This is a genomic window from Bradyrhizobium sp. LeoB3, assembly GCF_055456055.1.
Window position 1 is genome coordinate 41810 of the sequence record NZ_JBVBEF010000002.1, and the last position, 26009, is coordinate 67818.

Annotated in this window: 26 protein-coding genes; 17 read left to right on the top strand and 9 right to left on the bottom strand. The window is 61.3% G+C overall.

Annotation, left to right across the window (positions count from 1 at the left end; all coding sequences use genetic code 11):
- Positions 1-19 precede the first annotated feature (19 nt).
- From ACZXDY_RS02975 to ACZXDY_RS03055, 17 genes are all read left to right on the top strand, one after another.
- A complete protein-coding gene (locus tag ACZXDY_RS02975) occupies positions 20-781 on the top strand; it encodes a DeoR/GlpR family DNA-binding transcription regulator (RefSeq protein ID WP_028161902.1) in 762 nt (253 codons plus the stop codon).
- Positions 774-2063, top strand: coding sequence for an allantoate amidohydrolase (locus tag ACZXDY_RS02980; protein ID WP_464344430.1), 1290 nt, complete (start codon positions 774-776; stop codon positions 2061-2063). Before ACZXDY_RS02975 ends, ACZXDY_RS02980 begins: the two co-directional genes overlap by 8 nt.
- Positions 2060-3025: a phosphotransferase family protein gene (locus tag ACZXDY_RS02985; protein WP_464344431.1), complete on the top strand. Its 966-nt coding sequence runs from the start codon at positions 2060-2062 to the stop codon at positions 3023-3025. The genes ACZXDY_RS02980 and ACZXDY_RS02985 overlap by 4 nt, the downstream gene beginning before the upstream one ends.
- A gap of 34 nt (positions 3026-3059) precedes the next feature.
- On the top strand, positions 3060-3995 hold the full coding sequence (locus ACZXDY_RS02990) for a phosphotransferase (protein WP_464344432.1): 936 nt from the start codon (positions 3060-3062) through the stop codon (positions 3993-3995).
- Positions 3995-4783: a histidinol-phosphatase gene (hisN, locus tag ACZXDY_RS02995; RefSeq protein ID WP_464344433.1), complete on the top strand. Its 789-nt coding sequence runs from the start codon at positions 3995-3997 to the stop codon at positions 4781-4783. Before ACZXDY_RS02990 ends, hisN begins: the two co-directional genes overlap by 1 nt.
- A 9-nt stretch (positions 4784-4792) precedes the next feature.
- Positions 4793-6184 carry an ethanolamine ammonia-lyase subunit EutB gene (locus ACZXDY_RS03000; protein ID WP_464344434.1) on the top strand — a complete coding sequence of 464 codons (1392 nt, stop codon included), beginning with the start codon at positions 4793-4795 and terminating at the stop codon, positions 6182-6184.
- A gap of 1 nt (position 6185) precedes the next feature.
- Positions 6186-6944 carry an ethanolamine ammonia-lyase subunit EutC gene (gene eutC / locus ACZXDY_RS03005; RefSeq protein WP_464344435.1) on the top strand — a complete coding sequence of 253 codons (759 nt, stop codon included), beginning with the start codon at positions 6186-6188 and terminating at the stop codon, positions 6942-6944.
- 227 nt (positions 6945-7171) lie between these two features.
- Positions 7172-8035: a filamentous haemagglutinin family protein gene (locus ACZXDY_RS03010; RefSeq protein WP_464344436.1), complete on the top strand. Its 864-nt coding sequence runs from the start codon at positions 7172-7174 to the stop codon at positions 8033-8035.
- Between the two features lie 235 nt (positions 8036-8270).
- Positions 8271-8456: a hypothetical protein gene (locus ACZXDY_RS03015; RefSeq protein ID WP_028161910.1), complete on the top strand. Its 186-nt coding sequence runs from the start codon at positions 8271-8273 to the stop codon at positions 8454-8456.
- Between the two features lie 464 nt (positions 8457-8920).
- A complete protein-coding gene (locus tag ACZXDY_RS03020; RefSeq protein ID WP_155255009.1) occupies positions 8921-9199 on the top strand; it encodes a hypothetical protein in 279 nt (92 codons plus the stop codon).
- 254 nt (positions 9200-9453) lie between these two features.
- Positions 9454-11403 carry an APC family permease gene (locus tag ACZXDY_RS03025; protein WP_464344437.1) on the top strand — a complete coding sequence of 650 codons (1950 nt, stop codon included), beginning with the start codon at positions 9454-9456 and terminating at the stop codon, positions 11401-11403.
- Positions 11400-11621: a hypothetical protein gene (locus tag ACZXDY_RS03030; protein WP_464344438.1), complete on the top strand. Its 222-nt coding sequence runs from the start codon at positions 11400-11402 to the stop codon at positions 11619-11621. Before ACZXDY_RS03025 ends, ACZXDY_RS03030 begins: the two co-directional genes overlap by 4 nt.
- A 4-nt stretch (positions 11622-11625) precedes the next feature.
- Entirely contained in the window at positions 11626-12093 is a 468-nt protein-coding gene (locus ACZXDY_RS03035) for a metallophosphoesterase family protein (protein ID WP_464344439.1), read from the top strand.
- A gap of 496 nt (positions 12094-12589) precedes the next feature.
- On the top strand, positions 12590-13765 hold the full coding sequence (locus ACZXDY_RS03040; protein ID WP_464344440.1) for a hypothetical protein: 1176 nt from the start codon (positions 12590-12592) through the stop codon (positions 13763-13765).
- Positions 13758-14381: a YtxH domain-containing protein gene (locus tag ACZXDY_RS03045; protein ID WP_464344441.1), complete on the top strand. Its 624-nt coding sequence runs from the start codon at positions 13758-13760 to the stop codon at positions 14379-14381. Before ACZXDY_RS03040 ends, ACZXDY_RS03045 begins: the two co-directional genes overlap by 8 nt.
- Entirely contained in the window at positions 14365-14757 is a 393-nt protein-coding gene (locus ACZXDY_RS03050; RefSeq protein ID WP_463327185.1) for a phage holin family protein, read from the top strand. Before ACZXDY_RS03045 ends, ACZXDY_RS03050 begins: the two co-directional genes overlap by 17 nt.
- Entirely contained in the window at positions 14754-15545 is a 792-nt protein-coding gene (locus ACZXDY_RS03055) for a hypothetical protein (protein WP_464344442.1), read from the top strand. Before ACZXDY_RS03050 ends, ACZXDY_RS03055 begins: the two co-directional genes overlap by 4 nt.
- A 66-nt stretch (positions 15546-15611) precedes the next feature.
- Here ACZXDY_RS03055 and ACZXDY_RS03060 read toward each other — a convergent pair whose 3' ends face one another.
- The 9 genes from ACZXDY_RS03060 to ACZXDY_RS03100 all read right to left on the bottom strand — a co-directional run bounded on the left by ACZXDY_RS03060 (position 15612) and on the right by ACZXDY_RS03100 (position 25930).
- Complete coding sequence (locus ACZXDY_RS03060; protein WP_464344443.1) at positions 15612-16652, bottom strand: YihY/virulence factor BrkB family protein; 1041 nt, start codon at positions 16650-16652, stop codon at positions 15612-15614.
- Between the two features lie 298 nt (positions 16653-16950).
- Positions 16951-18015, bottom strand: a complete 1065-nt coding sequence (locus ACZXDY_RS03065) for a UDP-glucuronic acid decarboxylase family protein (protein WP_028161913.1) — start codon at positions 18013-18015, stop codon at positions 16951-16953.
- Between the two features lie 13 nt (positions 18016-18028).
- Positions 18029-19153: a CgeB family protein gene (locus ACZXDY_RS03070; protein WP_028161914.1), complete on the bottom strand. Its 1125-nt coding sequence runs from the start codon at positions 19151-19153 to the stop codon at positions 18029-18031.
- A complete protein-coding gene (locus ACZXDY_RS03075) occupies positions 19150-20238 on the bottom strand; it encodes a CgeB family protein (protein ID WP_464344444.1) in 1089 nt (362 codons plus the stop codon). The genes ACZXDY_RS03070 and ACZXDY_RS03075 overlap by 4 nt, the downstream gene beginning before the upstream one ends.
- The gene (locus tag ACZXDY_RS03080) at positions 20235-21365 is read right to left on the bottom strand and encodes a CgeB family protein (protein WP_464344445.1); all 1131 of its coding nucleotides are present in this window, start codon (positions 21363-21365) and stop codon (positions 20235-20237) included. The genes ACZXDY_RS03075 and ACZXDY_RS03080 overlap by 4 nt, the downstream gene beginning before the upstream one ends.
- Positions 21362-22474 carry a glycosyltransferase gene (locus tag ACZXDY_RS03085; protein ID WP_464344446.1) on the bottom strand — a complete coding sequence of 371 codons (1113 nt, stop codon included), beginning with the start codon at positions 22472-22474 and terminating at the stop codon, positions 21362-21364. Before ACZXDY_RS03085 ends, ACZXDY_RS03080 begins: the two co-directional genes overlap by 4 nt.
- Positions 22471-23757, bottom strand: coding sequence for a TIGR04295 family B12-binding domain-containing radical SAM protein (locus tag ACZXDY_RS03090; protein ID WP_464344447.1), 1287 nt, complete (start codon positions 23755-23757; stop codon positions 22471-22473). Before ACZXDY_RS03090 ends, ACZXDY_RS03085 begins: the two co-directional genes overlap by 4 nt.
- Positions 23754-24818: an NAD-dependent epimerase/dehydratase family protein gene (locus ACZXDY_RS03095; RefSeq protein WP_464344448.1), complete on the bottom strand. Its 1065-nt coding sequence runs from the start codon at positions 24816-24818 to the stop codon at positions 23754-23756. Before ACZXDY_RS03095 ends, ACZXDY_RS03090 begins: the two co-directional genes overlap by 4 nt.
- Entirely contained in the window at positions 24815-25930 is a 1116-nt protein-coding gene (locus ACZXDY_RS03100) for an NAD-dependent epimerase/dehydratase family protein (RefSeq protein ID WP_464344449.1), read from the bottom strand. Before ACZXDY_RS03100 ends, ACZXDY_RS03095 begins: the two co-directional genes overlap by 4 nt.
- Between the last annotated feature and the right edge of the window lie 79 nt (positions 25931-26009).

Sequence of the window (26009 nt, forward strand, 5' to 3'; positions counted from 1 at the left end):
TGGGAATCGGGGAACGTTCATGAGCTTCACGGAGCATCGTCTTGAATTGATCCGCGACATGCTGCGGCAGAAGCAGCGGGTCCACGTCAGGGAATTGGTCGATCATCTCAAGGTCAGTCAGGAGTCGATACGGCGGGATCTCCGGGAGCTCGAGACGCAAGGTTTCGCCCGCCGTGTCTATGGCGGTGCGGTGATCGACCGGCAGGAGAGCGATCAGCCTTTTGCCGAGCGTTTGCGCGTTGGCGCGAGGGAGAAGGCGCGGATCGGTGAAGCAGCCGCGGCTCTGGTCAAGGATGGCATGAAGATCTTTGTTGACGAGGGGACGACGGCCCTTGCCTGCGTGAAGCACCTTGAGGCTCGCAAGGATCTTACGATTGTGAGCAATTCGCTCGCGGTAGCGGCGCACTTCTATTATCTGTCAACGCCCAGCGTGCGCGTGCTTGGAGGACGGCTGCGCCCTGATTATCAGGCGACGTTTGGGCCAGAAACCGTGACTGCGATGAAGGAGCACTTTTTCGATCTCGCGATCATCGCAATCAGCGCCGTCCATGTCGAACGCGGTTTTATGGATTATGGCGAGGACGAAGCGATCGCGCGGCGCGTTGCGCGCGCACAGGCTAAGCGATCGGTAATCGTCGCCGACAGCTCCAAATTCGGCCGCCTCGGTTCGATCCATACATTCGGGTTGGGCGACGTACATGCTGTCATCACCGGGGCCGTCCTGACCAAGGACTTTTCCGACCAATTCCTCAAATCCAACTTGGAAATCATCTATGCCTGACGTTGTCTCCAAGCACACTCCCATCAATCCATCGCGTCTTCAGGCAATGATGGAGGAATTGTCGGCGTTCGGCGGTGGGCCGGATGGATCCATGAACCGCTTGACCCTCTCGAAAGAGGACGGCGCAGCGCGTAATTGGCTTGGCCGCTGGTTCGCGAGCAACGGGTTTGTCCAGGCCGTCGACGCCATAGGCAATCAGTTCGGCAGCTTGTCGCTTGCCGGCGCGAATGCGCCGGTCATCATGGTCGGCTCACATGTCGACAGCCAGCCCAATGGTGGTCGCTTCGACGGCGCTCTCGGTGTCGTCTCGGCCTGTGAGGCCGTGCTTGCCGTCTCAGAGCGTCTGAAGGCAGAGAACAAGCTATCGGCCTGCAATTTTCGGGTGGTGAACTGGACCAACGAGGAGGGCGCGCGTTTCCAGCCAAGCCTGTTGGGCAGCAGCGTGTTCGCCGGAGCGGCCGAGCTTGAATGGGCGCTCGACCGGGCGGATGGAGATGGCGTCACCGTTCGCCAGTCGCTTGAGCAGATCGGTTATGCGGGCGGAGATAAAATTGCGCTGCCCGACGCTCTTATCGAACTTCATATCGAAGGCGACAAGGTGCTGTTTGAGGCGAGTGAAAAATTCGGCATCTTCACCCGTTTCTGGGGCGCAACGAAGTACCGTCTCGCTTTCCTCGGCCGTCAGGCGCATACGGGGCCTACACCGATGGCTGAGCGCAGGGACGCGCTGCTCGGCGCCGCCTATCTGATCGCCGATTTGAAGGAGATCGCCGGCGAGCACGGGTCGGATTTGCACACATCGGTCGGTCGGCTGGAGGTCTTTCCCAACTCCCCAAACACCGTTCCATCGGAAGCCGTTCTCTTCATCGAGTTGCGTTCGGGCTTGCCCGACGTCCTCGCCGAGGCTGAGCGGATGATGAAGATCAGGATGGAGGCGGCGGCCAAGAAGGCCGGTGTGACCTATGAAATCAGGGCGATTGATCGGCGCAAGGCGGGCCGCTTCTTCCCGGGACTGATTTCGCTGGCCGAACGAATGGTCGCGAATTACGGCGAAACGGCGCGCCATCTGGATACGATCGGTGGCCATGATGCAGTGGCAATGTCCAGTGTCTGCCCCTCAATTGTCCTGGCAGTGCGTTCGCGCGACGGCGTGATCCATCATCCGACCGAGTTCACCAGCGCCGAGGATCAGGCTTTTGGGACGCAGGTGCTGGCGGACATGCTCTACGCGATTGCCAGCGAAGGGCTGCAGGCGGCTAATCCAAAAGGAGCTGCCGCATGAAAGCGCTCGGGAAGCCGCAGACGGCCCTGGAGGCGCGCGCCGAGCGAGCCATCCAGAGCTTTCCGATAATCGATGCCGCGAGCGCGACCTATGCAGCATCTGCGGCGCCGGTTGCATCGCCGTCCTATCACGCGGTCGAATCGACCTCGTTCGACGTAGCCCCTGATGGCCAGGAGGCAAGCTTCTTTCTTCGGCTGGGAGGTGACGAGGTCGCAGAGCTGGTCGACGACGACGCGGCGTTTGCAGCGGCGCGTCGTCTTCACAGACTCGGTCTGTCGCCGGAGCCTATCGCACGAGTGCTGGACGAAAGGGCCGTGCTGTTCGCGCGGCTCGGCGAAGGCTGGCGAACTGCCAAGATCGACGACCTGATGCACGAGAGCGCGGCTGCCCGTCTCATCGAGATGCAGAAGACGATCGCCACAGGCGAGCCATTCGGGCGGCGTTGGTCTGTCTTCGATGGCATCGATCGGCTTTGGCCGCTGGTTTCGGAGGCCGGCAACATGCTGCCGGGCGATGTGGAATGGATGCTGGCATGGATGGCTCCGATGCGTGACGCGATCGCTGCGGCGGGCGTCGAACTAAAACCAGCGCACGGAGACCCCCATTCGTCCAATGTCATGCTCGGTCCGAACGAAGCGATGATGTTGGTCGACTTCGACATGGCCGGTGACATCGATCCCTACTACCAGCTCGGCGTGCAGATGAATGAGCTCTACCAGTTCGAAAGCCAGATGAAGCCACTTTTGGAGATGCATGACGGCAACTTCAGTGAGAGGGCATTCAACCGGTGCAGGATCTACGCCGCTGCCGACGACTTTTATTGGGCGCTCCGCAGCCTGCTGCAGGATGCACGGTCACCCCGCCAGGGTCTCGAATTCCTGAAATATGCGGGATGGCGTTTCCTGCGCTGCCGGATGCTGCTCGGGCACCCCGGCTTCGAGGAACGGGTCCGATCTCTCTAGAGCGTTTTCGAGCCAGAGAAAGTGAGACAAGGTTATGCTTGAAATCGGTGCGGCTAGGTCAGATGCCGAGCGAACGCTCGAGGCGGCCATTGTTCAGGTGGAGGCCTGGAAGCCCTGCCGCCTGTCCTATCAGCCGGTATCCGGCGGCATCAGCAACACCAATTTCCTCGTGAGGGTCGATGGCGACCCTGTCGGATACTTTGTGAAGATACCGGGGCGCGGTACCGAGATGTTCATCGATCGCAGCGCGGCGCGGGCGGCAAGCAAACAGGCCGAGGCAATGGATGTCGGGCCGAGGACGTTTGACTTTCTCGACCACCTGGACATCGAGATTTCCGAATTCCTTGATGACCGGCGAGCCTCCACCCATCGCGACTTTGTCGATCCCGCCTTTCGCGCCACCGTGGTGAGCATGTATCGCCGCTTGCACGAGGCGCCGCCACTTCCGCTGACCAAGACCGTATTCGACATGATCGAGGAGCACTATGAGCAGGTGAAGCAGCTCGGCGGCTACTGGCCCGAAGATCATGCCTGGCTCTACCGTCAGTATAAGCAGGCCCGGGCGGCTCTTGAGGCGTCCGGGCTCGATCTCGTGCCTTGCTTCAACGATCCAATGCCGGGGAATTTCCTGGTCGGGGACGACAAGTCGATCAAGCTAATCGACTTCGAATATGCATCCAACAACGAACGGCTTTATGACCTGGCCATCTGGAGCAGCGAGCACTTCTTCTCGGAGGATGTCGAGCAGGAAATCATCGAGGAGTATTTCGGCCGTTATGACAAGCGATGGCACGCGCGCTTCATCGTCCACAAGGCGCTCGCCGACATCAAGTGGAGCACCTGGGCGCTGGTGCAGAACCGGATCTCGACGTTGGATTTTGATTTCTACAAATATGGCATATGGAAGCACATGCGCGCGCGTTCCATCATCTATGACCCCCGCTGGCCGTCATTCCTGAAGGCGCTGTGATGGTCAAACTTGCCGTGGCGGTAGACGATGCGGATGTCTACCTTTCCTTCGCCGCCGAGCTCGCTGATGCGGTCAGGCCCATCGTGCTGTCCTATTTCCGCACGCCGCTGGATGTTATTTCCAAGCCCGATGCGAGTCCGGTGACGATTGCCGATCGAACCGTCGAACTGCACCTCAGGGAACGGATCGAGGCGCGTTATCCCGACCACGGCATCATCGGTGAGGAGATTGGAGTCAAGCGCGGCAACGCCTTCACGTGGGTCATCGATCCGATCGACGGCACCAAGAGCTTCATCACTGGCTTTCCCTTGTTCGGTACGCTGATCTCGCTGACTTATGAGGGGCAGCCCTTCTGTGGTTTGATCGACACGCCGGCCACCGGCGAGCGGTGGATGGCGAAGCCCGGTCTGACGTTGTTCGGCGGCAGATTGGTTCGGACGAGCGCCTGCGAAGCCATCGCAGATGCCCGTTTCTATACGACGTCACCCGATATGTTCGCGAACGAGGACGCAGAAGTGTTCGAGCGGCTTTCGAGATGCGCCAAGCTGCGGCGTTTTGGGGGCGATTGCTACATCTATGGTCTGCTCGCGTCGGGACATTGTGACATCGTTCTGGAAACGGGACTGCAGCCATATGACTATATGGCCCTGGTTCCGATCGTGCAGGGGGCGGGAGGATGCATCACTGACTGGAAGGGAAGCCCGCTTTCAATTCATTCCGAGGGGCGCGTGTTGGCGTCTGCCACGCCGAAACTTCACGCGGAAGCGCTGGCCCTCATCAACCGATAGCAAGCGATCATGCCCTACAAGACGACGATCGAGCAGACGGTCTTCAGTTTCGCTGACCTCAAGGATCTCTTGGCCAAGGCGACGCCCGAGCGATCGGGCGACCAGCTTGCCGGCATCGCTGCGGACGGACCGGTCGAGCGGCTTGCCGCGCAGATGACGCTGGCGGACGTTCCCCTCAAGACATTCCTCGCCGAGGAATTGATCCCCGCCGAAACGGACGAGGTCTCGCGCCTGATTGTCGATCGCCATGACCCGGCGGCTTTCGAGATCATCTCGTCGCTGACCGTTGGTGAATTCCGCGAATGGCTTCTCAAGCCGGAAACGGGCCAGCGGCAGCTTGAGGCGGTGACGTTCGGCCTGACGCCCGAGATGGTGGCCGCGGTCTCGAAGATCATGCGCTTGCAGGATCTGATCTCAGTGGCGTCCAAGCGGGAGGTCGTCACCCGCTTCCGGTCGACAATTGGACTGAAGGGGCGGCTTTCGACGCGCAATCAGCCAAACCATCCGACCGATGACTCCTACGGCATTGCCGCCTCCGCAATCGATGGGCTCCTGATGGGGTCGGGGGATGCGGTGATCGGGGTAAATCCGGCAACCGACACCATGGATGACTATGTGCGCATTGTCTCGCTCCTCGACGAACTGCGCGTGCGCCTTTCGATTCCGACGCAAACATGCTGCCTGGGTCACGTGACGACTGCCATCAAGGCAATCGCTGCGAAGGCTCCGGTGGATCTCGTGTTCCAGTCGATCGCCGGATCGCAGAAGGCAAATGACGGTTTCGGCGTCAGTTTGGCGCTGCTCAAGGAGGCACATGAGGCTGTACGTGACCTCGGGCGCGGTGCGATCGATGCGAATTTGATGTACTTCGAGACCGGACAGGGGGCGGCACTTTCGGCCGAGGCGAACTTCGGCGTCGATCAGCAGACCATGGAAGCCCGCGCCTATGCGGTTGCGCGCGAATTCAGACCCTTGCTCGTGAACACCGTGGTTGGATTCATTGGCCCGGAATATCTCTTCAATGGAAAGCAGATCATTCGTGCCGGCCTGGAAGATCATTTTTGCGGTAAGCTGCTCGGCTTACCGATGGGAGTGGACGTCTGCTACACCAACCACGCCGACGCCGATCAGGAAGACATGGACGCGCTGCTGACCCTGCTTTGCGCGGCCAACGTCAACTTCGTCATCACCGTTCCCGGCGCGGACGATGTGATGCTGAACTACCAGTCACTCGCGCATCATGACGCGGTCTATTGCCGAGAAATCCTGAAGCGTCCGCCGGCACCGGAGTTCGAGCGATGGCTGGTGGATATCGGGTTGACCGACATGGCCGGCCGCCTCTTGGACGCCCCGCCGAGGCTCGCTGATCGCATTGCGGATGCCAGGCTGCTCGGAGCGTGACGTGAAGGATGATCTGGCAAAGGAAACGGCAGGGTCGGTCGACTTGCGGCAGATGACGGAAGCGCGCGTGCTTCTGGGTCGATTTGGTGCCGGGCTGCCAACGCGCGCCGCGCAGTTGTTTCTACTCGATCATGCACGCGCGCGTCAGGCCGTCTGGTCTGCAGTCGATTGGGCTTCACTTCGAGCCAAGCTTGCTGATCTAAGTCCGGAAACGGTCGATGTCGAAAGCCAGGCCGGCGATCGCGGCACCTATATCCGACGCCCTGATCTGGGCCGAAAACTTTCTCCGGAGTCCGCGGAGCGCCTCGCAGGTATCCATCCGGGTTGTGATGTCGTGATCGTGGTGGCGGATGGATTGTCGGCCAGCGCCATCAACATCAATGCCGTGCCGCTGGTGCAAGCGATCGTCGAACGTCTTTCATCTCGGCAGCTTTCCATCGCACCGTTGATTTTGGCATCGCTCGCGCGCGTCGCGCTCGGTGATCCCGTGGCGGAAATCATCCGTGCTCGGGTTTCGATTGTGCTCATCGGAGAGCGACCCGGCCTTTCCTCAGCGGATAGTCTAGGCGCCTACATGACATGCTTGCCGAAGGCGGGTACGCCCGATTCAAGGAGGAACTGCATCTCGAATATTCGTAACGGCGGGCTGAGCGCCGACAACGCCGCGGATGCCGTCGTGTCGCTGGTTTTGGATATGCTGAAGGCAGGTACCAGCGGAGTCGCCTTGAAGGATGCCGTGGCGCGCTTGCCGACCAGCTAACGCCGACGGGCTTGCCGTGCGGATTTGGTTGCGTGTGTGTACCGAAAACCTTATCCGAGTTGATGACGTGATCGAATCGTCTAGGCGCCTACGACCTCTACCTCGCCAGCTTCCGCAATCCGGCGCATCTTCCCAACGAGAACGACTACGAGCCGAGCCGGATCTATGCTCGCTCGGGTTCGATCATCGGCCCGGTTGCCACCACGACGACATCTCGAAGCGCGACGATGTGGGCCAACGAGCAGACCTGGCTACGTGCCGGCAAGGACATCCGCAATGTCACGCTGAACCTGCGCAACCTTCACCGAACCGACACGACATGGCTGGAGGCCGGCAACGACATCATCAATGCCGACCTCTCGGTGGAGCGGCCCGGCTCGGTGCTGCTGACCGCCGGACGCGACGTCTACAATCCGCGAACGGTGAGCATCGGCAATCGCCGGTTCGACAGCAGCAACCGCCCGATCACGGGAACGGACATCCGCGGCCTTCCCGCCGACCGCGCCTCGATCGACGTGATCGCCGGCCTGAACGGCACCAACGCCAACGCGGTGACCCGCGCGATCGAGAGGGCGGACATGAGCGGATCGGGCATCGGCACCGTCGAAGCCTTTACCGGTGTCCAGCCCGGCGCAGTCAACCTGATCGCGCCGGTCGGCACCGTGAACTTCGGAGACGCCGGTGTTCGCGTGTCGGGCAACTTCAACGTCGCCGCGCGGTTCGTCGTCAACATCGACAATCTCGCCGTGAAGGGAGAGGTGAAGGGGGTCCCAAAGGACGACGTCAAGATCGCGCCACTGACCCTCGATACTAAGGACAAGGCGGCAGCGGACGCGGTCAAGGATGCGACCCAGCAAATGCCCTCGGATCGGCCTTCGGTGATCATTGTTGAGTTTCTCGGCTACGGCGGCGGTGACGGCGAGCCGCGGCAGGACGATGACAAGAGGTCGCGTCGGGCGCCCGAACGCAGCGGTCAGTCGCCGGCTTACGATCCTGGAAATCCGGTTCAATTCGTCGGCATCGGGAAGCTCACTGCAGATCAGGCGCAAAAGCTGACGCCGAATGAGCGGCGCGCGCTCGAGGCGCAGTAGATGAAAGAGCGGGCAAGTTGAACGAGATCTTGACCGTTGAGACGCGATCGGGCCCGGGTCTCTCAGGTTGCCAGCTCGACGCGCTGATGTGCCGCGCGGTCTTTTGGCGTACCGCCATGCGAACAAACTGGCGGCTCGCGAGTTATCCTCCATCACTGGCATGACACTACGCATGGTGGGCGCCGGTGGTCGAAAGACCGATCGCGCTCCCGCCTGCGTACGAGGGAGTTGCGCCATGTTAAAGCGGCGTCGTTTTAAGAACACCACCTTGGAAGAGTTGCTCGCGGGCGAGGTGCAGCATCCGCGGAAAATGGCCGAAAGCAGGCCAGCTGGCAGCGAGAGAGAGCAGCTTATTCGCAAAGCTCGGCAAGCTGAAATAGCGTCTGACCTGATGCTGCGCCGATATCGCCGGCTCTCCTAGCTGGCATCGCGCGCGGAGCGAGCAGCGCTAATTTTTCTTCCAATGATGTTGTGGGTGCCCGGGGGCAAAGCCAGTTGAGCGGCTCGCCGGGATCGTCAGTGCGGTCAGCGGCGTACTCCGTCGGCATCAACTTCTCGGCCTCTACCAAGGGCGACTACAATCCTCCATTGAGGGCGTCACTCCCAGAATGGGAGCTCAACACACCCGCGTTGCGCCCGTTCCTGAGAGCATCCGCGCGGCTGGCCAATGGCGCTGGGCTTGAAGAACATGACAACGACAGGTGATCCGGGATCCCCGCCGCGATGCGGTTTTTGCCCAGAAACTACGGCGCGGATCGGTCCTAGTTTACGCCGGATCATTCGTCGTCGAAATGGCCTGCCGTGCCGTCGCAAATAGCTCCAGCTCCCGGGAACGATCGCCGCTTTGCGGGTTTGAGCGTGGAGCCCAGTATGGGAGGATATCTCATGAGAACCTCGATTTTCGCGCTAGTCGTCGGTTTGGGAGCCGTGGTCGCGCTGCCGACCATGGCGCAGCAGCAGACCGTGCCGAACCCGCAGATGCAGGAGGAGGCGGACAAGGGCGCCAAGACCCGTCAGTCCGGCGAATCAGGCTATGTCGGTGAGCAGGAGAAGCCGGGTGCTTCCGCCCACGCCCCTGGACGACCCGCCGACCAGCCGACGACGGGATCCACCAGTAGCACGAGCCGCACTTCGCCCTCCGGAACGGGCGAAAAATCTCGCTAACCAAGTCCTCGAAAAAGCAGCGCTGTCTTCACCTGCGACGGCCGCAAAGCGCCATCTCGAGATTCGTGCGCTGCTCTTCTCAGAGTCAGCAACACTCCACCCATTAGGAACCTACGGAATTTACAAGTCTTGGTGTTCGGAGCGCCTGACCTTGCGAATACGGCAGGCCGTGGGGCGCCCTCGACTTCGGCTGTGTCCCTCGGTGGGTAAGCTGAAGAATGGTATGATGTATCTTGTTGGTCGGGATAGTGAGTGTGAGCGCGCTTGATCTTCTTCTCGGACGACGCTTGGCCAACCGGGAGTTCAAGGAGCGCAAGATCGGGGCCTTTGAGGGCCTTCCGGCAATGGGACTCGATGGACTTGGCTCATCCGCCTACGGTCCTGAAGCGGCCCTCACCATCCTCATTCCGCTCGGAGCAGCCGCGACGTCCTTTATCGGCTGGGTCATGGCGCCGATCGTGGTCCTCCTTGCGATCTTGTTTGCCTCGTACTGGCAAACCATCCGAGCCTACCCGAACAACGGTGGTGCGTATGTCGTTGCCAAGGACAACCTCGGTACCAATCCTAGTCTGCTCGCCGCGGCGGCTCTGATGGTCGACTACGTCTTGAACGTTGCCGTCGGCATCGCGGCGGGAGTTGGCGCGCTGGTTTCGGCGGTGCCGATCTTGCACGCCTACATTCTCCCGCTGTGTCTCGGTATTCTCGCGCTCGTGACGATTGTGAACCTCCGCGGCACGCTCGATGCTGGCCGGATGTTTGCTTTGCCTACTTATCTGTTCGTGGCCACCTTCGGCATCATTCTCGCTGTCGGAGCGTATAAAGTCATGATCTCCAGCGGATCGCCCCAGCCGGCTGTCCCGCCGCCCCCGTTGGGACACGCAATCGAAACCGCGAGTCTTTGGCTACTGCTGCGCGCCTTCGCAAGCGGCTGCACGGCGATGACGGGAGTGGAGGCTGTGTCCAACGGCATGACCGCCTTTCGTGAGCCGACGATTAAGTACGGTCACCGTACGTTGACGGCGATCGTCGTCATCCTCGGCACGCTACTGATCGGCATCGCCTTTCTCACTCGCGCCTATGGCATCGGCGCTATGGATCAGGAGCAGGAGGGCTACCGCAGTGTTCTGTCCCAGCTTGCGGCCGCCATTGTGGGTAACGGCGCGCTCTATTATGTCGCGATCGGTTCACTGCTGTGCGTGCTGGCTCTTTCGGCCAATACGAGCTTCGTGGATTTCCCTCGCCTTTGCCGCGTAGTCGCCCAGGACGGCTTCCTGCCCAAATCCTTCGCAGTTGCGGGCCGACGATTGGTCTTCGACGTCGGCGTCCTGTATCTGGCGTTCACATCGGGATTTCTCCTGACGGTCTTTGGCGGCATAACTGACAGGCTCATCCCACTGTTTGCGATCGGTGCATTTCTCACCTTCACCATCTCGCAAACTGGCATGGTATGGCATTGGCGCCGAGCCATTGCCGAGGAGGAGGCATCCAAGAAGGAACTGAAAGCCCATCTCGTGATCAATGCGATCGGCGCGATCACGACAGGTACTGCTCTCATCGTGATCATCGCCGCCAAGTTCATGGAGGGAGCTTGGATCACCATTTTGGTGCTTCCGCTCGTCATCGTTCTGCTCAAAACGATACGCGCCTACTATGACGAGCTTGCCACCCAGCTCCGCGATCCCGCCCCTTTGGATCTCAGCGGATTGGCTCCGCCTATTGTCGTTGTCGCGTTCGAGCGTTGGAACAGGCTGAGCGACAACGCTTTGAAATTTGCGTTGAGCATCTCGCCGGAAGTCGTCGCCGTTCATCTCCTACAGCTATCAGGTCCAGAGGTCGCGGATGAACAGCGAATTCTTCGCGACCAATGGCGAAGAGATGTCGAGGTGCCGGCAGAGCAAGCGGGACTCCTGCCTCCACGCCTGGTCGTTCTCCAGGCGCAATACCGCGCGATTCAGCAGCCGATGTTGAGGGTGATCGATGAGATCAGAGACAAATTTCCCGGTAGGCGACTCGCGGTGCTGATCCCAGAAGTGGTTAAACGGCGTTGGTATCAACACCTGCTGCATACGCATCGCGCCCTCCGGCTGCGCTCTCGACTCATCGGACTCGGACAGCCTGATGTGACCGTGATCAACCTTCCGTGGCGGTTCGACCTGGACAATGAGCCCGGCAAGGATCGAAGCGCCGGCAGAGGTGATAGGTGATCGGTCCGCTCGAGCATGCGGCAAGCCAGGCGCTTTTCGTTCGCACTCTTACGGCAGATGTGATGCTCGTTCCGATCGATGACAATGGGCTGGCGACGAAGCTGAGCGAGGCGGATGCTTGCTTTGTGTTGGCTGTCGTTGGCGTCGCATTGTTCTACAACGGCAAGGATAGCGCCACGTCATCCGACCCGAACAAGGGCACCGCACGAGGACACTGACGCATTGCTCAGGATCGGAGTCATCTCGGATACCCACGGCCTGCTGCGTCCCGAGGTTGAGCCACGGCTCGCGGGGGTGGCGCATATCATTCATGCCGGAGATATCGGTCGCCCGGACGTGATCGCCCGGCTCCGCCGGATTGCGCCTGTGACCGCGATCAGAGGGAACGTCGATACCGGCGACTGGGCGGAGCACTATCCTGACACCCAGACGGTAAGGCTCGGCGGGCGGTCCATCTACATCCTGCACAACCTCCAGGAACTACGGTTCGATCCCGGTTTGTGCGGAATTGACGTGGTCGTTTGCGGCCACTCGCATCGACCGCAGATCGAGACCATTGACGGAGTGCTTTATCTCAATCCCGGAAGCGCTGGGCCGCGGCGCTTTAAGTTGCCTGTTACTCTGGCCATTCTTGAGCTAACCGCAAGCGGCCTTCGGCCGGTGATTCACCGTCTCGATCGCGCGGACTGATCGCGGGCGCGCGGCGTCCTTTCGGGCATGGACATGGGATGAAAATCCGGACAACCGCGGAGTGTTCCTGAACGTCAGTCGGACTGCTGATCTTGCTCAGCTCTGGACGAGCTCAAAGGATAGATCGGCACCCGAGTGGTCTTGGGACAATGCTGTTGTCACTTACGGCGGCTCAACGGAGCATCAGGCCGATCGTGTGCTCAACCATCCTCAACGTGATCCTCCCCGCGATCGCACTCATAGGAACGAAAGGGCCGGCGACGAGTAAGGTCGTTCGTTCTCTCGGCTTCCTTGTTGTCGAGAGTCCCTCCGACCAGACAGTCTCGGCTACCCTGCTGGGACTGCTTGGAGAGAGCGAGCTGGTCAATGTCTTTTGCTCGTACCGCGGCATTTGCCAATCGATCGGCGCTTCGCTCGCGACGAGATAAAGCTGCTAATTGAGGAACCAACGCGGTGAATACAGGTTCGGCTTCCAGATGAATTTAGGTGTACAAACATGACTCAAACTGACACGCGTTCGCTTCAGCAGATCAGGCGGGAGACCGAGCAGACCCGGGCCGGTCTTACGCAGACGGTCGAACAGCTTCGCCATAGTGTCACGGACACGGCTCAGGACATACGGGAGCGCATTAGTCCGGCCGCTATCAAAGCCGACGTTTCCGGCTTCGTCCGTTCCCGCGGTGAGCAATTGCTCGGCGATATCACCACCGCGGCACGGGAGAACCCGATGCAGGCAGTCGCCGTAGGCGCCAGTCTTGCTTATCCGTTGTTTCGCCTCGCTCGAACCGTGCCGTTCCCGGTGTGGATGATCGGCGCCGGCCTCTACCTGGCGAGTTCCAACAGCGGCAAGGCAGCGACGCAGAAGGCTTCCGCCATCGCCGCTGATTTGTCTGACGACGTTGTCCGTCGCGCACGCCGCTTCGGCGACCAAATCGGCGACGCCACTAATAGCGCTAAAGAAGCCGTCATAGGCGATCTTGATCGGGTAACCTCCGCCGAAGCCGACCACGCACGCGAGGCGGGCAGCACCGCTCAGGCCTCGCTGATGTCGGACTCTGAGCAGCTACGCGGGGCAGCAGAATCGACCACCGCCTCGGTCAGGAGCGGCGGAGCCGAACTGAGAGATCAGATCGCCGGAAAGGTTGGTGCTGCTGCTGGTTCCGTGAGGGACATTGCAGACGGCGTAACCTCGACAGGCCAGAGGCTTGCAGGGGCGGCCAAGGATTCGGCAAGCGAGACGTTGAGATCGGGACGGGAGACCGCCTCCGATTTGGGAGATCGCGTAACCAAAACGTTCCGCGAGACGATTGAGCAGAATCCGCTTCTGGTCGCTGGCATCGGGCTGCTCATCGGCGGCGTGATCGCCAGCGCGCTTCCGCGAACGGAGCTGGAGGACGACATGCTCGGTGAGACCAGCAGCTCGGTCAAGCGTCGCGCACAAACCGCTGCTTCCCGCGGTTTCGAAGCCGCAAAAGATGCTGCCGGAGAAGCTGCCCGGCGCGCGGCGGAGCAGGCCGAAGCGGAGGGGCTCAGCGCGGAAGGCGTGCGTGAGGGAGCGAATGACCTGGGGCAACGTGTCCGCCGAGTGGCAGAGGCTGCCGTGACCACAGCCTTCGAGCCGCCAGAGGACAATCAATCATCAGATTTCCACGGAGAAGATAGTCATGGCTGACCAGGTTTTCATCGAAAAGAGTTCCGATCCCGCGGAACAGGATTTCCAGGAAGCAGGCCGCGCCGCAAAAGGCGCGGGCGAGCAAACTGCCTCTGCCGGGCGCGACCTCAAGGATCGGGCGGCGGAGATGGCAAGTTCCTCGGCGGATGCCATCAAGGACCAGGCCTCGGAGTTTGTCGACGCCGCCAAGGACTTGGGATCGCAGGCTGCCGATCGGGTCAAGGAAAAGGTCGACGATCGGAAAGATGCCGGCGCCCAATACATCAGCAGCATTGCCGAAGCGATGCGAAGGGCCGCCAGCGAATTTGACGGCGACCTGCCGGTTGCCGGCACTTACATGCGCAAGGCGGCGTCGCAGGTCGAAACCGTGTCGGCCTCGCTGAGGAACGGCGATTTCGATGATCTCCTGCGCAACGCGAGGACTTTTGCACGCCGGCAGCCGACGGCGTTCCTCGGCATAGCCGCGCTCGCGGGGTTCGGCGTGGTGCGGTTTCTGAAAAGCTCAGCCGAACATTCAGGGGACACCGGCCCCCGCGTAATGTCCGGCATTGGTCAACGGGATGGAATAAGCCGCCAGTCCGAAGCTCGAGGGTACGGCGATGGCATCTCAAGCTAGCCGTTCGATTCCAGATCTTGTCGGTGATGCCGTCAGCCAGCTTGCAAAGTTGATCGGCAATGAGTTCGAGCTTGCCCGGGCTGAATTCTCGGAAAAAATTAGCCAGGCGGGTCGGGCAGGAGCGATGATCGGCGCCGGAGCGGTCATTTTCATTCCAGCCCTGGTCTTGCTGCTGATGTCAGCAGCTGCTGGCCTGATGCATGCCGGGCTTTCCGACCCGATTGCCTATCTCCTCGTCGGAGGCGTCTCAGCTTTAGTCTCGGCGGGGCTAGTCTGGATTGGGCTGAGCAGGCTCTCGGGTGATGCCCTCAAGCCAACGGTCACGATAGAGCAGGTTCAACGGGACAAGGCGGCAGCGAAGGAGATGATGCGATGAGGGACGTTTCAAAGACACGATCGGATTTTCTGCGCGACCTCGGCGACGCGGCGAGCCGGAACCCGCTCTCGGCTGCGCTGATCGGCATGGGTGTGGTATGGCTATTCAGCCGCAGTGAAGTGGGTCGTGCGACGGACGCAGTGCGTTCGGGTTTTGATCGTGCCACGGATACTGCACAAGGTGTGCTGGAAGGCGCCGGGTCGACCGTTAGGTCCAGCGTCGGCTCGGCCGCTGAAACGCTTCAGGACAGTGCTGCCGGAGTGATCGATCGCACCGCGCAACTGGGCCGCCGGCAGGCCGACACGCTTTCCGGATATGCGAAGACGGTTCCTGATGGGGCGGCTGGGACAATCGAAAGCGTGGGGTCCGCCCTGGCTGATCTGTTTCGAAGACAACCACTTGCGCTTGGGGCTGTCGGTATTGCCGCGGGCGCGTGCATCGCTTCAGCGTTCCCGACAACGAAGGCCGAAGCGGAGTACCTCGGCGAAGCGAGCGAGGCGGTGAAGGAAAAAGCTCACGAGTTCACGGCCGAGCAGGTAGCTCGAGCGGGTGAAGCAGCCGGAAAGGCAGTTCACGCTGCGGCTGACGAGGCGCGCAAGCAGGGTCTTACGATCGAGGGAGCCAGGTCGGCGGCAAACGAGATGGCCGCGAAGTTCGAGCGCGTGGTCGACGCAGCGGAGCAGGGGGCATCCGCGAAGGCTGACGCGACGCGCGAGGATCTAGGAGACGCGGGCGGCCGAGAGCGGGTGGTCGCTGAACTCGCCCGTGCACGGGCGCCGAGACCGTAACGACTAGGAGATTGCCAGCGATGGTCGTAGGTTCCTAGCAACGAGGCGTCCGCTGCTACGCAGATGTCAGCTCGTCTTTTGTTCTCCCACCGTGTCCGCCATGCGTGCGCCTCGCGCGCCGAGCGGCTTGCCTGAACCATCGGTGCTGTCTCGTGCCGTCTGATGTTCGACTTCAGCGTTGAGCTCTGCGCTCACCAGTATGACGATGGCCGACATCCACATCCACATCATCAAGCCAATCGCTGCCCCCAGCGAGCCGTAGGTCGCGCCGTAGTTGGCATAATTTGCAAGATAGAAGGAAAAGGCCGCAGATCCGGCCAGCCAGCTCAACGTCGCGAAGACGCTTCCGACCGTCAGCCACCGCCATTGTGGGGAACGCCGGCTTGGCCCATACCGATATAGTATAGCCAGTCCGAATAGCATGGCCAGGACGAGGACAGGCCAGCGGCCAATGCGTAGTAGGTTATCGACAACCGAGCTCGCCCCGAATGTCCCGAGGATGATAGGCAGAGCTACCACGCCGCTGATGGCAACAAGTGCGGCGATGATGCCGCCGAAGGTGAACGCCAACGAGACGGCGTTCAGCTTGAAGAAGCCGCGCTTCTCGTCCTCCTCATACACGACGTTGAGCGCATCGATGACCGCCTTCATGCCCCCGTTTGCACTCCACACCGCGAGAAGGAAGCTGAACGCAAAGGCAAACCCAAGCTTGGTATCCCCCTTCGCAACTACGCGATCGACCTGATCTCGCACGATGTCCAAGGCGCCCTGAGGTAGGAGGCCGGCCAACGCGGCCAGATGGTCATTGATGGTCGTTGGCGAAGAAAACAGCGCATAGGAGGATACGATTGCCGTGATCGCGGGGAAGAGCGCAAGCAGTCCGTAGAACACGACGCCCGCCGCGACGGCGAGAACCCTGTCCTTGTTGATCTGTTCGTAGGTCCTGAGCAGGATGTCCTTCCATCCCGCCCACGGAATTTGCCAGGGAGATGTCGCGCCGCGGCCGCGATGATCCTGTTCCGCCGACGGCCCTCCGAGCCGATCGCGGGCTTCTCGTGCTTGACCTGCCTTGTCTCTCGGCCGATCTGGAAAGCGAATACTGGACATGGCGCATCAGAACGTTTCCGATTCAATCGCGGCGGACCGACATCGTTCCTGAACGCCTATTCTGGTGGAAGAGCCGAGAGGTAGACGACCGCCAACATCATCGGAAAGGTGATTGGCGCCGTCCAGAAAGGCGTAGCGCAACTTGCGCTCCGGCGCTCGGCGTAGGTGCCGATGGCGGAGCAGTCGCAGTCGGCCGCTGCTGTGATGATTCCTATCCCAACGTGCGCGTCAGCCGAGGTCCGGTCTTCGGTATTGCTCCCCGGCCGTTGCCGTCCACCTGTTCAAGCTGCCGTCGGCGTTACTGCTGGGCAGCGATGGTCAATCGAGCGCGCGCTGCACGCGATATGTTCCGCGAGGCATTTGCCGGCACCAGCACTGGCATCGCCGTCGCAACACGCAACGCAAAATAGGCGATGGTTGCCTGCAGGCCTTCTTTCAGCGCGATACGCGGACGCCAGCCTAGCGACCGCTCGGCAGTGTCGATCACCGGCCTGCGCCGTTTGGGATCATCCTTCGGCAGCGGCTCAAAACGCAGCGGTGAGGCCGAATTGGTATAGGCGAGAACTTCACGCGCCACGGACTCGATGGTGATTTCTTGCGGGTTGCCGAGGTTGCAAGGCCCGCTGATGGAGGGCGGGCTCTCCATCAGCAATTCGAGCCCGCGAATGAGATCGTCGACAAAGCAGAAGCTTCGTGTCTGCGTTCCCTTTCCATAGATCGTGATCGGTTCGCCGCGCAGGGCCTGCACGATGAAATTCGACACCACGCGCCCGTCGTTCTCCAGCATGCGCGGCCCATAGGTGTTGAAGATGCGGGCGACTTTCACCTCGAGGCCATGGGTCCGTTGATAATCGAACATCAACGTCTCCGCAGCACGCTTTCCCTCATCATAGCAGGCACGCGGACCGATCGTGTTGACGTGGCCGACATAGGATTCGGGTTGCGGGTGCACCTCGGGATCGCCATAGACCTCGCTGGTCGAGGCCTGGAGGACGCGGGCCGATTTCTTCCGCGCGAGTTCCAGCACGTTCATGGTGCCGACGACGCAGGTCTTCATCGTACCGATCGGATCCGCCTGATAGTGACGCGGTGAAGCCGGACAGGCAAGGCTATAGATCTGATCGATGTCGTCATTGATACTAAGCGGATCGCGCACGTCACATTCGACGAACCGAAAGTTCGGATGATTGAGCAATGGGCGGATATTGTCGACCGTGCCGGTGAGCAGATTGTCGACGCAGATCACAGTCGCGCCCCGCTGCAACAGCGAATCACAGAGATGCGAACCGATGAAGCCGGCGCCCCCGGCGATCAGCACGGTTTTGGTGTGGCGGGAAGGCCGAAGGCGGACCTGAAACGTCATGGCATCTCCTCTCTCATATCTCGGTGACCTGCATCTGCGGGCTGATGGACGGCCGGGTCGATTTGCGGCAGCGCCGCGCAGTTGCCTCGAGATAATGGGCTTCCAACTGACGGGCGCGATGTTCGGGCGTGTGATCGGCCAGGATGCGCCTGCGCGCGTTTTCGGCGATCGTCCGCCGGCGTTCTTCAGGCATCTCGCGAAGGATCTGGACCACCTCGCGCGTTTCGGAGACCAGGAGGATTTCCGTCGATGGCATGAAAATCGTTTCGATGCCGGGCCATCGATCGGAGATAACCGGCGTTCCGCAGGTGGCGGCTTCGAATAGCCGCACGCTCGGTGAAAAACCGAGCGTGCGCATGTCAGCGCGGGTGGCGTTCAAGGCGAAGCGCTGCTCCGAATAAAATTGTGCGTGCAGGGTCGGCGCGAGATGCTCGATCCGTTCGACATTTTCACGCCAGGCGAGATGCTCTGGATATTGCGGTCCCGCGACTGCGAATCGTTGATCCGGCAGTATTCCGGCAGGCGCAAGCAGCAGTCGCTCCAGCAGCGGCTGCCGGTCTTCGCTATAGGTGCCGAGGTAACCCAGCGACCACTTTATTTGCGCCTCCCGCGGGCGGTAGAGGCTCGTATCGGCGCTGCAATAGAGGACGCGGGCGAGCGGACTGCCAAAGTCATCCTCGATCATTTTCGGCACCGGTCCACCGCTAAAGGACAAATAGAGATCAAAGCGCGGGATCATGGCGCCGGAGATGTAGCCTAGTCCTCGATCGAGTCCAGCGAGCGTGACCGGCGTATCGATGTCGTAAAAGGCCGTTATTCCCCGCGCATGCGTCGTCACCCATTCGGAGATCGCGATTCCGTCCGGCACGTAGGAGCCGATGATCACCAGATTGGCATCGCGGATCAGCTTGCCGAACCGTCGGGGAAGCTCCGGCAGCGACTGGTAGAGCTTGACGGTCCATGTCGACGGCTTTGCAAGGTCGCGATGATCGCGGTACCATGGTGTATCCCGCTCGAGGAATGTGACGCGGTGGCCGCGCTTCGCGATGGCGTCGATTAAGGCACGGTAGGTGGTGGCATGACCGTTGCCCCAGGAAGACGTGACCGAGAGCCCGATGACCACAATGTTGAGATTCATTCTGCTGCCTCGATTCTCTTGTCCATTCCCGCGAAAAGGTCATCGAATTGGCGCGCCCGGTGGCGGTAGGTATGAAGGCTGAGAATACGTGCCCTTGCGCGCTCCGCGATCGCATGTGCGCGTTCCGGGCTCAGTGAATTCAGGTGCTCTGCCACCTCGGCGCCGTTGGCTGCCACCAGCACTTCACGATTCGGTTCGAGAAAATGGTCGATGCCTTCCCAGTCGTCGGTGATCAGGCACGCGCCAGCGCCGATCGCTTCGAACACACGGGTGGGCGGCGAGAACCCGTAACGGGCCATGCTGTTGCGGTTGACGTTCAGCGTCGCAAGAGCAGAGCCGAAGAACGCGTTGTGATCGCTGGTGCCGACGTGCCCGACCTTGCGAACGTTGGACGGTGCCTCCTTGCTCTCCCAGCCGGATCCCCCCAGAGTAAAGGTCTTGCCGGGCGTCCGGGTCGCGACATCGAGGAAAAATTGATCGATGCGCTGCTCGCGGTCGGGCAGGCGGTTGGCAAGCAGACCGAGATCGCATTCGAATTTGGTGTCGGCCGGCGCCGGAAAATGCGTCGCCGGATCCAGCGCATTGTAGATAGGAACGCAGTCCCGGGCGCCCATCGCGCGATAAGCTGCCGCGACGCAATCCCCGCCGCCGTAGGTGAGTACGATGTCATAACGCGGGATCGCTTTGCGCAGATGATGGCGTGGATGGCTCGACATCGCATCCAGCGTGGCTGGCGCGTCGACATCCCAGTAGATGCGGATCGCGCTTGATGGAATCTCAACAATCGCCTTTTCCAATTCGACGTCAAACACGCCGACGCCACTCGCCTTGATCAGCAGGTCCGCGGAACGAGCGGCGACCTCCAGGGAGCGCTGCCATCCCTCCGGCGTCGCCGGATAGACGACTACCTTGGCCCACGATGGATCGTCGATATCGCGATGAGCCTGTCGCTCGAATGCATCGGGCTCGAAGAAGGTGATGTCATGCCCGAGCGCTGCGATTTCCTTCAGCATGCCGCGGTAGTAGGTCGCGGCGCCGTTCCAGTAGGACGAGACGAGGCTCGAACCGAAGAAGCAGATCTTCATGCGATGGCTCCCTCGTGTTCGGCGGGCTGCGATGACGGACGCGCGCCTTGAATCTCATCGACGATGTTGAGAAGCTGCATAGCGCGATGGCCGCAGGTGTGACGGCTTTGGATCACTCGGAGACCGATTTCGGCGGTTTCAGCCGCGAACGCCTGGTCGTTCAGAAGCGTCGCCAGCACGCGGGTCATCTGCGCTCCGTTCTCGGCTCGCAGATAGGCGTTCTGCGGGAACATATTCTCAATGTCGTCCCAAGGGGCCGAGACGATGGGAATGCCGCAGGCCATGGCTTCGAACATCCGGATCGTTGGAATGCCTGGCAGCGATCGTGCATAGGGGCCACGCGGCACATGCACGGTGGAACGCGCGGTAGCTAAGGCCGCAGCCGCGCGATGCGCCGGAAGCCAGCCGCGGTATTCGATGCCGGCTTGCTCAATCGCGCGGTGCGCGGCTTCCGAATAGCGGACGCCGTAGATCCGTGTCTGGGCGCTCAACTCCAATACTGGCCGAACCAGAAACTCGTTGAGTTCGGCAGCGCGCTCGCCATCGCCCCAATTGCCGATCCAGACCACGTCATGGGTTCGCGTGATATGCGGCAGCGGGCGATAGAGCTTTGTATCAGCCGCTTCATGCCAGGTGAATGCACGCTCGGCCCATCCGAGCCGCAGATAGATCTGACGAAGCGCTTCGCCGAAGGCGAGTACGCCGTCGAATCCATTGAGGTCGAACCGCGCAAGCTCGTCGGGGGCGGTGACGGCGCGATGATGGGTATCATGGAACAGAAGCGCGTAGGGTGCGCCGAGCGCACGGCGGCGGCCGATCGCTTCGATCAGCTCCGGCGGATTCCATTCATGGACGATCACAAGCCCAGCGCCATCCAGCGCCTCGTCGAGGTCGAGTGAGGCGTCATATTGGCGGATATCGATGCTGGGAAAAAGATCCGCTACCTCGTGAAGGGTATTCGAACCACTGTCACGGATCGCATTCGTCCGGCTCCAGCCGTCAGCAGGTTCATAGACCACGACCCCGTGACCGAGCGCGCCGAGCTCGCGGGCGATGCCGCGGAGGAAATGGGCATTGCCATTGTTCCAGCAGGATGTGAACGCATGACAGAAGAGGATGCATTTCATGCGTGCATCTCCAGCTCATGCCTTGAAACGGGCCGCCGCGCGTTGGCCACGAGATTCGTGTACAGTTGCAGATAGGCGCTCGCCGTCCTCGCCAGGGAGTAGCGCTGCGAGCGCGCCCAGGCGTCGCGTTGCAATTGTGCTCTCTTGTCGTCGTCCGCGCATAACGCATCGAGGGCGCGACGTAGGCCTTTTCTGCTCGTTGGATCAACGAATACGGCAGCGCCGCTCCATAGCTCGCGGAAGGTTGGAATGTCGGATAGGATCAGTGCGCATCCTGCGGAGGCAGCTTCCAGGACCGAAAGGCCGAACGGCTCGTAGAGCGCCGGACTTGCGAAGATCGCCGCACGTTGCATGCGGGCGCGCAACTCGTCGTGGGAAAGATGGCCTAGCCAAGAAACGCTGGCTGAGGCGGCATCATCGGCGGGGCCCGCGATGTTTAGCGGCCAACGGACGCCTTTCGCGGCGTCGGTCAGCGTCGCGATGTTCTTGGCGCGATCCCATAGCCGGCCCGCCGCAAGGATGTAGTCTTCCTTCTTGTCTGGTGGAGAAGCAGGTGCGATGCCGTTCCGAATCACCAAGCCGGGCGCGCTGGGGTGGTACAGATCGGAAATGACGTCATAGAACGCACAGCTCGGGCTGACCCACGCTTGCGCCCGGCTCAGGCCCGCGGCGATAGCGGCCGTGTAACGTCGCCAGGCCGGCCCGTCGAGCCATGCGGTATCGTGGCAGGCGAGACCCCATGACTTCACGCAGGAGTGCGCCACCACGAGCACCGGCGCATGCCACTCAAACGCCGCCTCACGGAAGCTGTTGAGATGAACGACGTCAGGCCGGACCTCTTCCTCCAGCTCGGCAAAGGCGCGCTGGGCGACCGTTCGATCGCTGTCTTCCGGATCCTGCCATTCGAGTGCAAGGTCGGTCTCGATCAGGTGCACGCGATCATCCTTCAGCATTGCGCGCTGGTCCACTCTCGCGCGCGGCCCCATCGTCACAAGATGAACCTCGGCGCCGGAAGCGGCGAGCGCTGTCGCAAGCGCGGAAGCATAGGTCCACACGCCGCCGACGGTATCCGACGTCATCAGAATCCTGAGATTCGCGGATCGGCTCATGATGCAACCTGCAGCTCGAGCGCGGCGAGTGGAACGGGACGTTCCTCCTGGACGTCGCTGAATTGGTCGAACATCGCAAGGTAGTGCTGGTGGGCACGCTCCCAGGCGAAATCATCAGGCTCGCCCCAAAGCTTCCGGTAATCCGGCGAACCGGGATATGGATAGAGCGGCACCGGATCGTTGGCCCACACGCCGGCATCCTGCATCCGGCGGCGCCAGCGCTGGACGACGGGATCCTCGTCCTCCGGCATCTCGATCAGGTTGGCTTGCACGAACGGCACATGCCGGCGCGCTTCGACCAGCTGATCGGCAAGCTGGTCGGTGGTCATCTTGCAGTTCTTTGCCAGCGCTGCCCGTCCTTCCGGCGTCAGGCTCTCGACGCCCGCCTCGATCGACACGCAGCCGGCACGGCCGAGCAGCTCCAGCATTTCGGGACGCCACAGATCGATCCGTGTCTGCACGCCGAATTTGAGCCCGCGGCTAGTCAGGCCCTGCAGTAATTCGGCATTCGGCAGGAAGATCTCGTCGATGAAATAGAGATACTCGATGCCCTGGCTTCGCAAGCGGTCGATCTCTTCCAGAACGACGGCGGCAGGGCGCTTGCGATAGGCGTTGCGGAAATTTTCCTTGGCGCAGAACGTGCAGTTATACGGACAGCCGCGCGATGCCTCTACCTCGGCGCCGGGGCCGGTCGGCTCCGCCTCGAAGCGATGATGGTGATGATGATGCCGTCGGATCATTTCGGTCGGCCAGCGCAGCGACGGCTGGTCCTTGAAGTTGACCGCCTGAGGTCCGCCGTTGATGCGGATTGAAGTGCCGTCAGTGAAGCACAGCCCAGCGAAATCGCGCTCACCATTGGCGAGCCGCAGAAGCGAGTGCTCGCACTCGCCCATCACGACGACGTCGACGCCAAGCTTCTTCAGCGCCGCCCTCGGCGTGATCGAGCCGTGCGGCCCGACGGCGACCAACTTCGGTGCAAGTCCCCGCAGTGAAAGTGTAAGCTCCTGCGGAACGCGCAGTTCGGGCGGCGCGCAGCGCCAGAACAGATACGTTGGCGCCGTGGTGACCACGACTATATCCGGCTTGAACGCCTGGAGTTCGGCCTCGATTCCCGTGAGCGAAAGGCCGAACATGTGCGCGTCGAGCAATAGCGTCGGATGCCCGGCTTCGCGCAGATAGTGCTCGGAGATCCCGAGTTCCAGGGGCAGGTGCGGAGAGCGGCAACCGAAATAGATGCTGCCGTCGAAATTCCAGTTTGGATTGATCAGGGCGACACGCCTCATGCTGAGGCCTCCCTGTTCGGCATCGATTGTCCAAAACGGCTGTCAAGCCATGCGTGCAGGGTGTACAGCCCTTGCTGTAGGGAGATCTTCGGCATCCAGCCAAGCGCGGTGGAGAGCGCTCGCGTATCGGTGACGTACCAGGGCTGGTCACCAGGTCGCCAATCCGCAAATGTGTATTTCGTCTTGCGACCGGTCAGTTGCGTGATGTGATCGATCAGCTCAAGCAGGCTCACTGAGTTGCACGGCCCTCCCCCCAGATTAAACACGCGGCCGCGCACCAGTGAGATCCGGTCCAGCGCCGTCAGCCAAGCATCGGCGGCATCCGAGACGTGCAGCGCGTCGCGGACCTGAAGGCCATCGCCATAGATTGTCAGCGGGGTGCCGCGGATGGCGCTCAGGAGGAAATGCGCGATCCAGCCCTGGTCCTCGGTCCCGAACTGTCGCGGTCCGTAGATGCAGCTCATGCGCATGACGACAGCCTGCAGGCCGAACACGCGGGCATAGTCGCGGACATATTGATCGGCCGTTCCCTTGGAGCAACCATAGGGGCTATAAAAGTCGAGCGGAGCGTTTTCGGATATTCCGTCCGAGAGCGTTTTGCTGACGGGCGCATAGCGGGCGCCGGTTCGCATGATCTGTGTGTCGTCGATCAGCCGGCCATACACCTTGTTCGTCGACGCAAAGAGCATCGGCGCGGATTTGTTGTGAAGGCGCACGGCCTCGAGCACATTGATGGTGCCGCGGGCGTTGATCTCGAAATCTCCGACCGGATCCGCCACGCTGTCGGTGACGGCGACCTGGGCCGCAAGGTGAAGCACGGCACGAGCTTCCCTCACGGCATCGATGACAGGAATAGGATCGCGGACATCGGCGACGACGATGTTGACCCGGTCGCCGTGTCTGGACTTGAGCCACTGCGCATTCTCGCGGACGCCGGCGCGGGCGAGATTGTCCAGGATGAGGACACTATTACCGCGGTCAGCGAGCCGGTCGACGAGATTGCAGCCGATAAAGCCGCACCCGCCGGTAATCAGCACAGGCCTGTTGTCTCTGTTCGTCATGCGACCAATCCTCGTCGCGACAGTTCCGCCGCGGCTTGCTCGGCTTGGTCATCGGCAATCTGGTCCGCCAGATAATCAGCCAACTCCGCAAGGCCGTCTTCAAATCTGACGCTTGGCTCAAAGCCGAGCAGAGCGCGGCTCTTGGCTATATCTGCAAAGCAGTGCCGGATATCGCCGGCGCGATATTTGCCGGTGATCTCTGGCGCAATGTCCGAGCGTTCCATGACCCGGGCGAGATCCCGCGCGACCGAGACGATCGTGCGGCTTTGGCCCGAGCCGACGTTGAACACGTCATTCATCCGATCGGTCTCGATCGCGATCCGGCAGGCGCGGGCGACATCCTTCACATGAACAAAATCGCGCCGTTGCAAACCATCCTCGAACACCAGCGGACGGCGGCCATTGAGCAGGCGTGCGGCAAAGATCGCCAGCACGCCTGTATACGGATTCGACAATGCCTGGCGCGGGCCGAACACATTGAAGAAGCGCAGAGCGATGGTCGGAATGCCATAGGCATTGCCTGTAATAAGGCACATGCGTTCCTGCGCATATTTGTTCAGCGCATAGATCGAGCTCAAGGAGGGCGGCTTGGTTTCGGGCGTCGGCACGGGATCGAGGATGTGGCCTGCGGCGTCGCGTAATTCCCATTCACCGTTTCGGAGCTGGTCAATCGGCCGTTCATCCGGCGCCAGCTCGGCATGATGATCTACGGCGCGGTAAAGGCCTTCGCCATAGATGCTCATGGAGGAGGCGACGACGAGACGTTCGACCGGACGTCTCGACAAGGCTTGCAGCAAGGTCGCGGTGCCGAGTTCGTTGGTCCGCACATAGGAGTCGATGTCATACATGCTCTGGCCAACACCGACTGCCGAGGCCAGGTGCAGGACTATATCGGCGCCGCGCAAGGCACGTTCGACGGCAAGCGCGTCGGTGATGTCTCCGACGAGAAGTTCAGCCTCCCGATGGAGATAGGAGGGACGCTCGCGTTGCGCACCATGAATCTGGGGCGAGAGGTTGTCGAACAGTCTGACCTCGTAACCAGCGACAAGCAGCGCGTCCGCCGCGTGGGAGCCGATGAAGCCAGCGCCACCGGTAATCAATACTCGTGTCATTCGCCTTCGCTTCCTTGCCAAATGTCAGACTGGGTCTTGCGACCAGCCAGGGATGAAAGTGGGTGCGCGCTCCGATGGC

What these genes read in the sequence shown, in the direction of transcription:
- ACZXDY_RS03080 (WP_464344445.1), bottom strand. Translation starts at nt 21,365, where the DNA reads ATGAAATGCATCCTCTTCTGTCATGCGTTCACATCCTGCTGGAACAAT.
- ACZXDY_RS03020 (WP_155255009.1), top strand. Translation starts at nt 8,921, where the DNA reads ATGAGAACCTCGATTTTCGCGCTAGTCGTCGGTTTGGGAGCCGTGGTC.
- ACZXDY_RS03100 (WP_464344449.1), bottom strand. Translation starts at nt 25,930, where the DNA reads ATGACACGAGTATTGATTACCGGTGGCGCTGGCTTCATCGGCTCCCAC.
- ACZXDY_RS02980 (WP_464344430.1), top strand. Translation starts at nt 774, where the DNA reads ATGCCTGACGTTGTCTCCAAGCACACTCCCATCAATCCATCGCGTCTT.
- ACZXDY_RS03015 (WP_028161910.1), top strand. Translation starts at nt 8,271, where the DNA reads ATGTTAAAGCGGCGTCGTTTTAAGAACACCACCTTGGAAGAGTTGCTC.
- ACZXDY_RS03045 (WP_464344441.1), top strand. Translation starts at nt 13,758, where the DNA reads ATGGCTGACCAGGTTTTCATCGAAAAGAGTTCCGATCCCGCGGAACAG.
- ACZXDY_RS03075 (WP_464344444.1), bottom strand. Translation starts at nt 20,238, where the DNA reads ATGAAGATCTGCTTCTTCGGTTCGAGCCTCGTCTCGTCCTACTGGAAC.
- ACZXDY_RS03060 (WP_464344443.1), bottom strand. Translation starts at nt 16,652, where the DNA reads ATGTCCAGTATTCGCTTTCCAGATCGGCCGAGAGACAAGGCAGGTCAA.
- ACZXDY_RS03095 (WP_464344448.1), bottom strand. Translation starts at nt 24,818, where the DNA reads ATGACGAACAGAGACAACAGGCCTGTGCTGATTACCGGCGGGTGCGGC.
- ACZXDY_RS03010 (WP_464344436.1), top strand. Translation starts at nt 7,172, where the DNA reads ATGTGGGCCAACGAGCAGACCTGGCTACGTGCCGGCAAGGACATCCGC.
- ACZXDY_RS03090 (WP_464344447.1), bottom strand. Translation starts at nt 23,757, where the DNA reads ATGAGGCGTGTCGCCCTGATCAATCCAAACTGGAATTTCGACGGCAGC.
- hisN (WP_464344433.1), top strand. Translation starts at nt 3,995, where the DNA reads ATGGTCAAACTTGCCGTGGCGGTAGACGATGCGGATGTCTACCTTTCC.
- ACZXDY_RS03070 (WP_028161914.1), bottom strand. Translation starts at nt 19,153, where the DNA reads ATGAATCTCAACATTGTGGTCATCGGGCTCTCGGTCACGTCTTCCTGG.
- ACZXDY_RS03050 (WP_463327185.1), top strand. Translation starts at nt 14,365, where the DNA reads ATGGCATCTCAAGCTAGCCGTTCGATTCCAGATCTTGTCGGTGATGCC.
- ACZXDY_RS03085 (WP_464344446.1), bottom strand. Translation starts at nt 22,474, where the DNA reads ATGAGCCGATCCGCGAATCTCAGGATTCTGATGACGTCGGATACCGTC.
- ACZXDY_RS03065 (WP_028161913.1), bottom strand. Translation starts at nt 18,015, where the DNA reads ATGACGTTTCAGGTCCGCCTTCGGCCTTCCCGCCACACCAAAACCGTG.
- ACZXDY_RS02985 (WP_464344431.1), top strand. Translation starts at nt 2,060, where the DNA reads ATGAAAGCGCTCGGGAAGCCGCAGACGGCCCTGGAGGCGCGCGCCGAG.
- ACZXDY_RS02990 (WP_464344432.1), top strand. Translation starts at nt 3,060, where the DNA reads ATGCTTGAAATCGGTGCGGCTAGGTCAGATGCCGAGCGAACGCTCGAG.
- ACZXDY_RS03040 (WP_464344440.1), top strand. Translation starts at nt 12,590, where the DNA reads ATGACTCAAACTGACACGCGTTCGCTTCAGCAGATCAGGCGGGAGACC.
- ACZXDY_RS03000 (WP_464344434.1), top strand. Translation starts at nt 4,793, where the DNA reads ATGCCCTACAAGACGACGATCGAGCAGACGGTCTTCAGTTTCGCTGAC.
- ACZXDY_RS03055 (WP_464344442.1), top strand. Translation starts at nt 14,754, where the DNA reads ATGAGGGACGTTTCAAAGACACGATCGGATTTTCTGCGCGACCTCGGC.
- ACZXDY_RS02975 (WP_028161902.1), top strand. Translation starts at nt 20, where the DNA reads ATGAGCTTCACGGAGCATCGTCTTGAATTGATCCGCGACATGCTGCGG.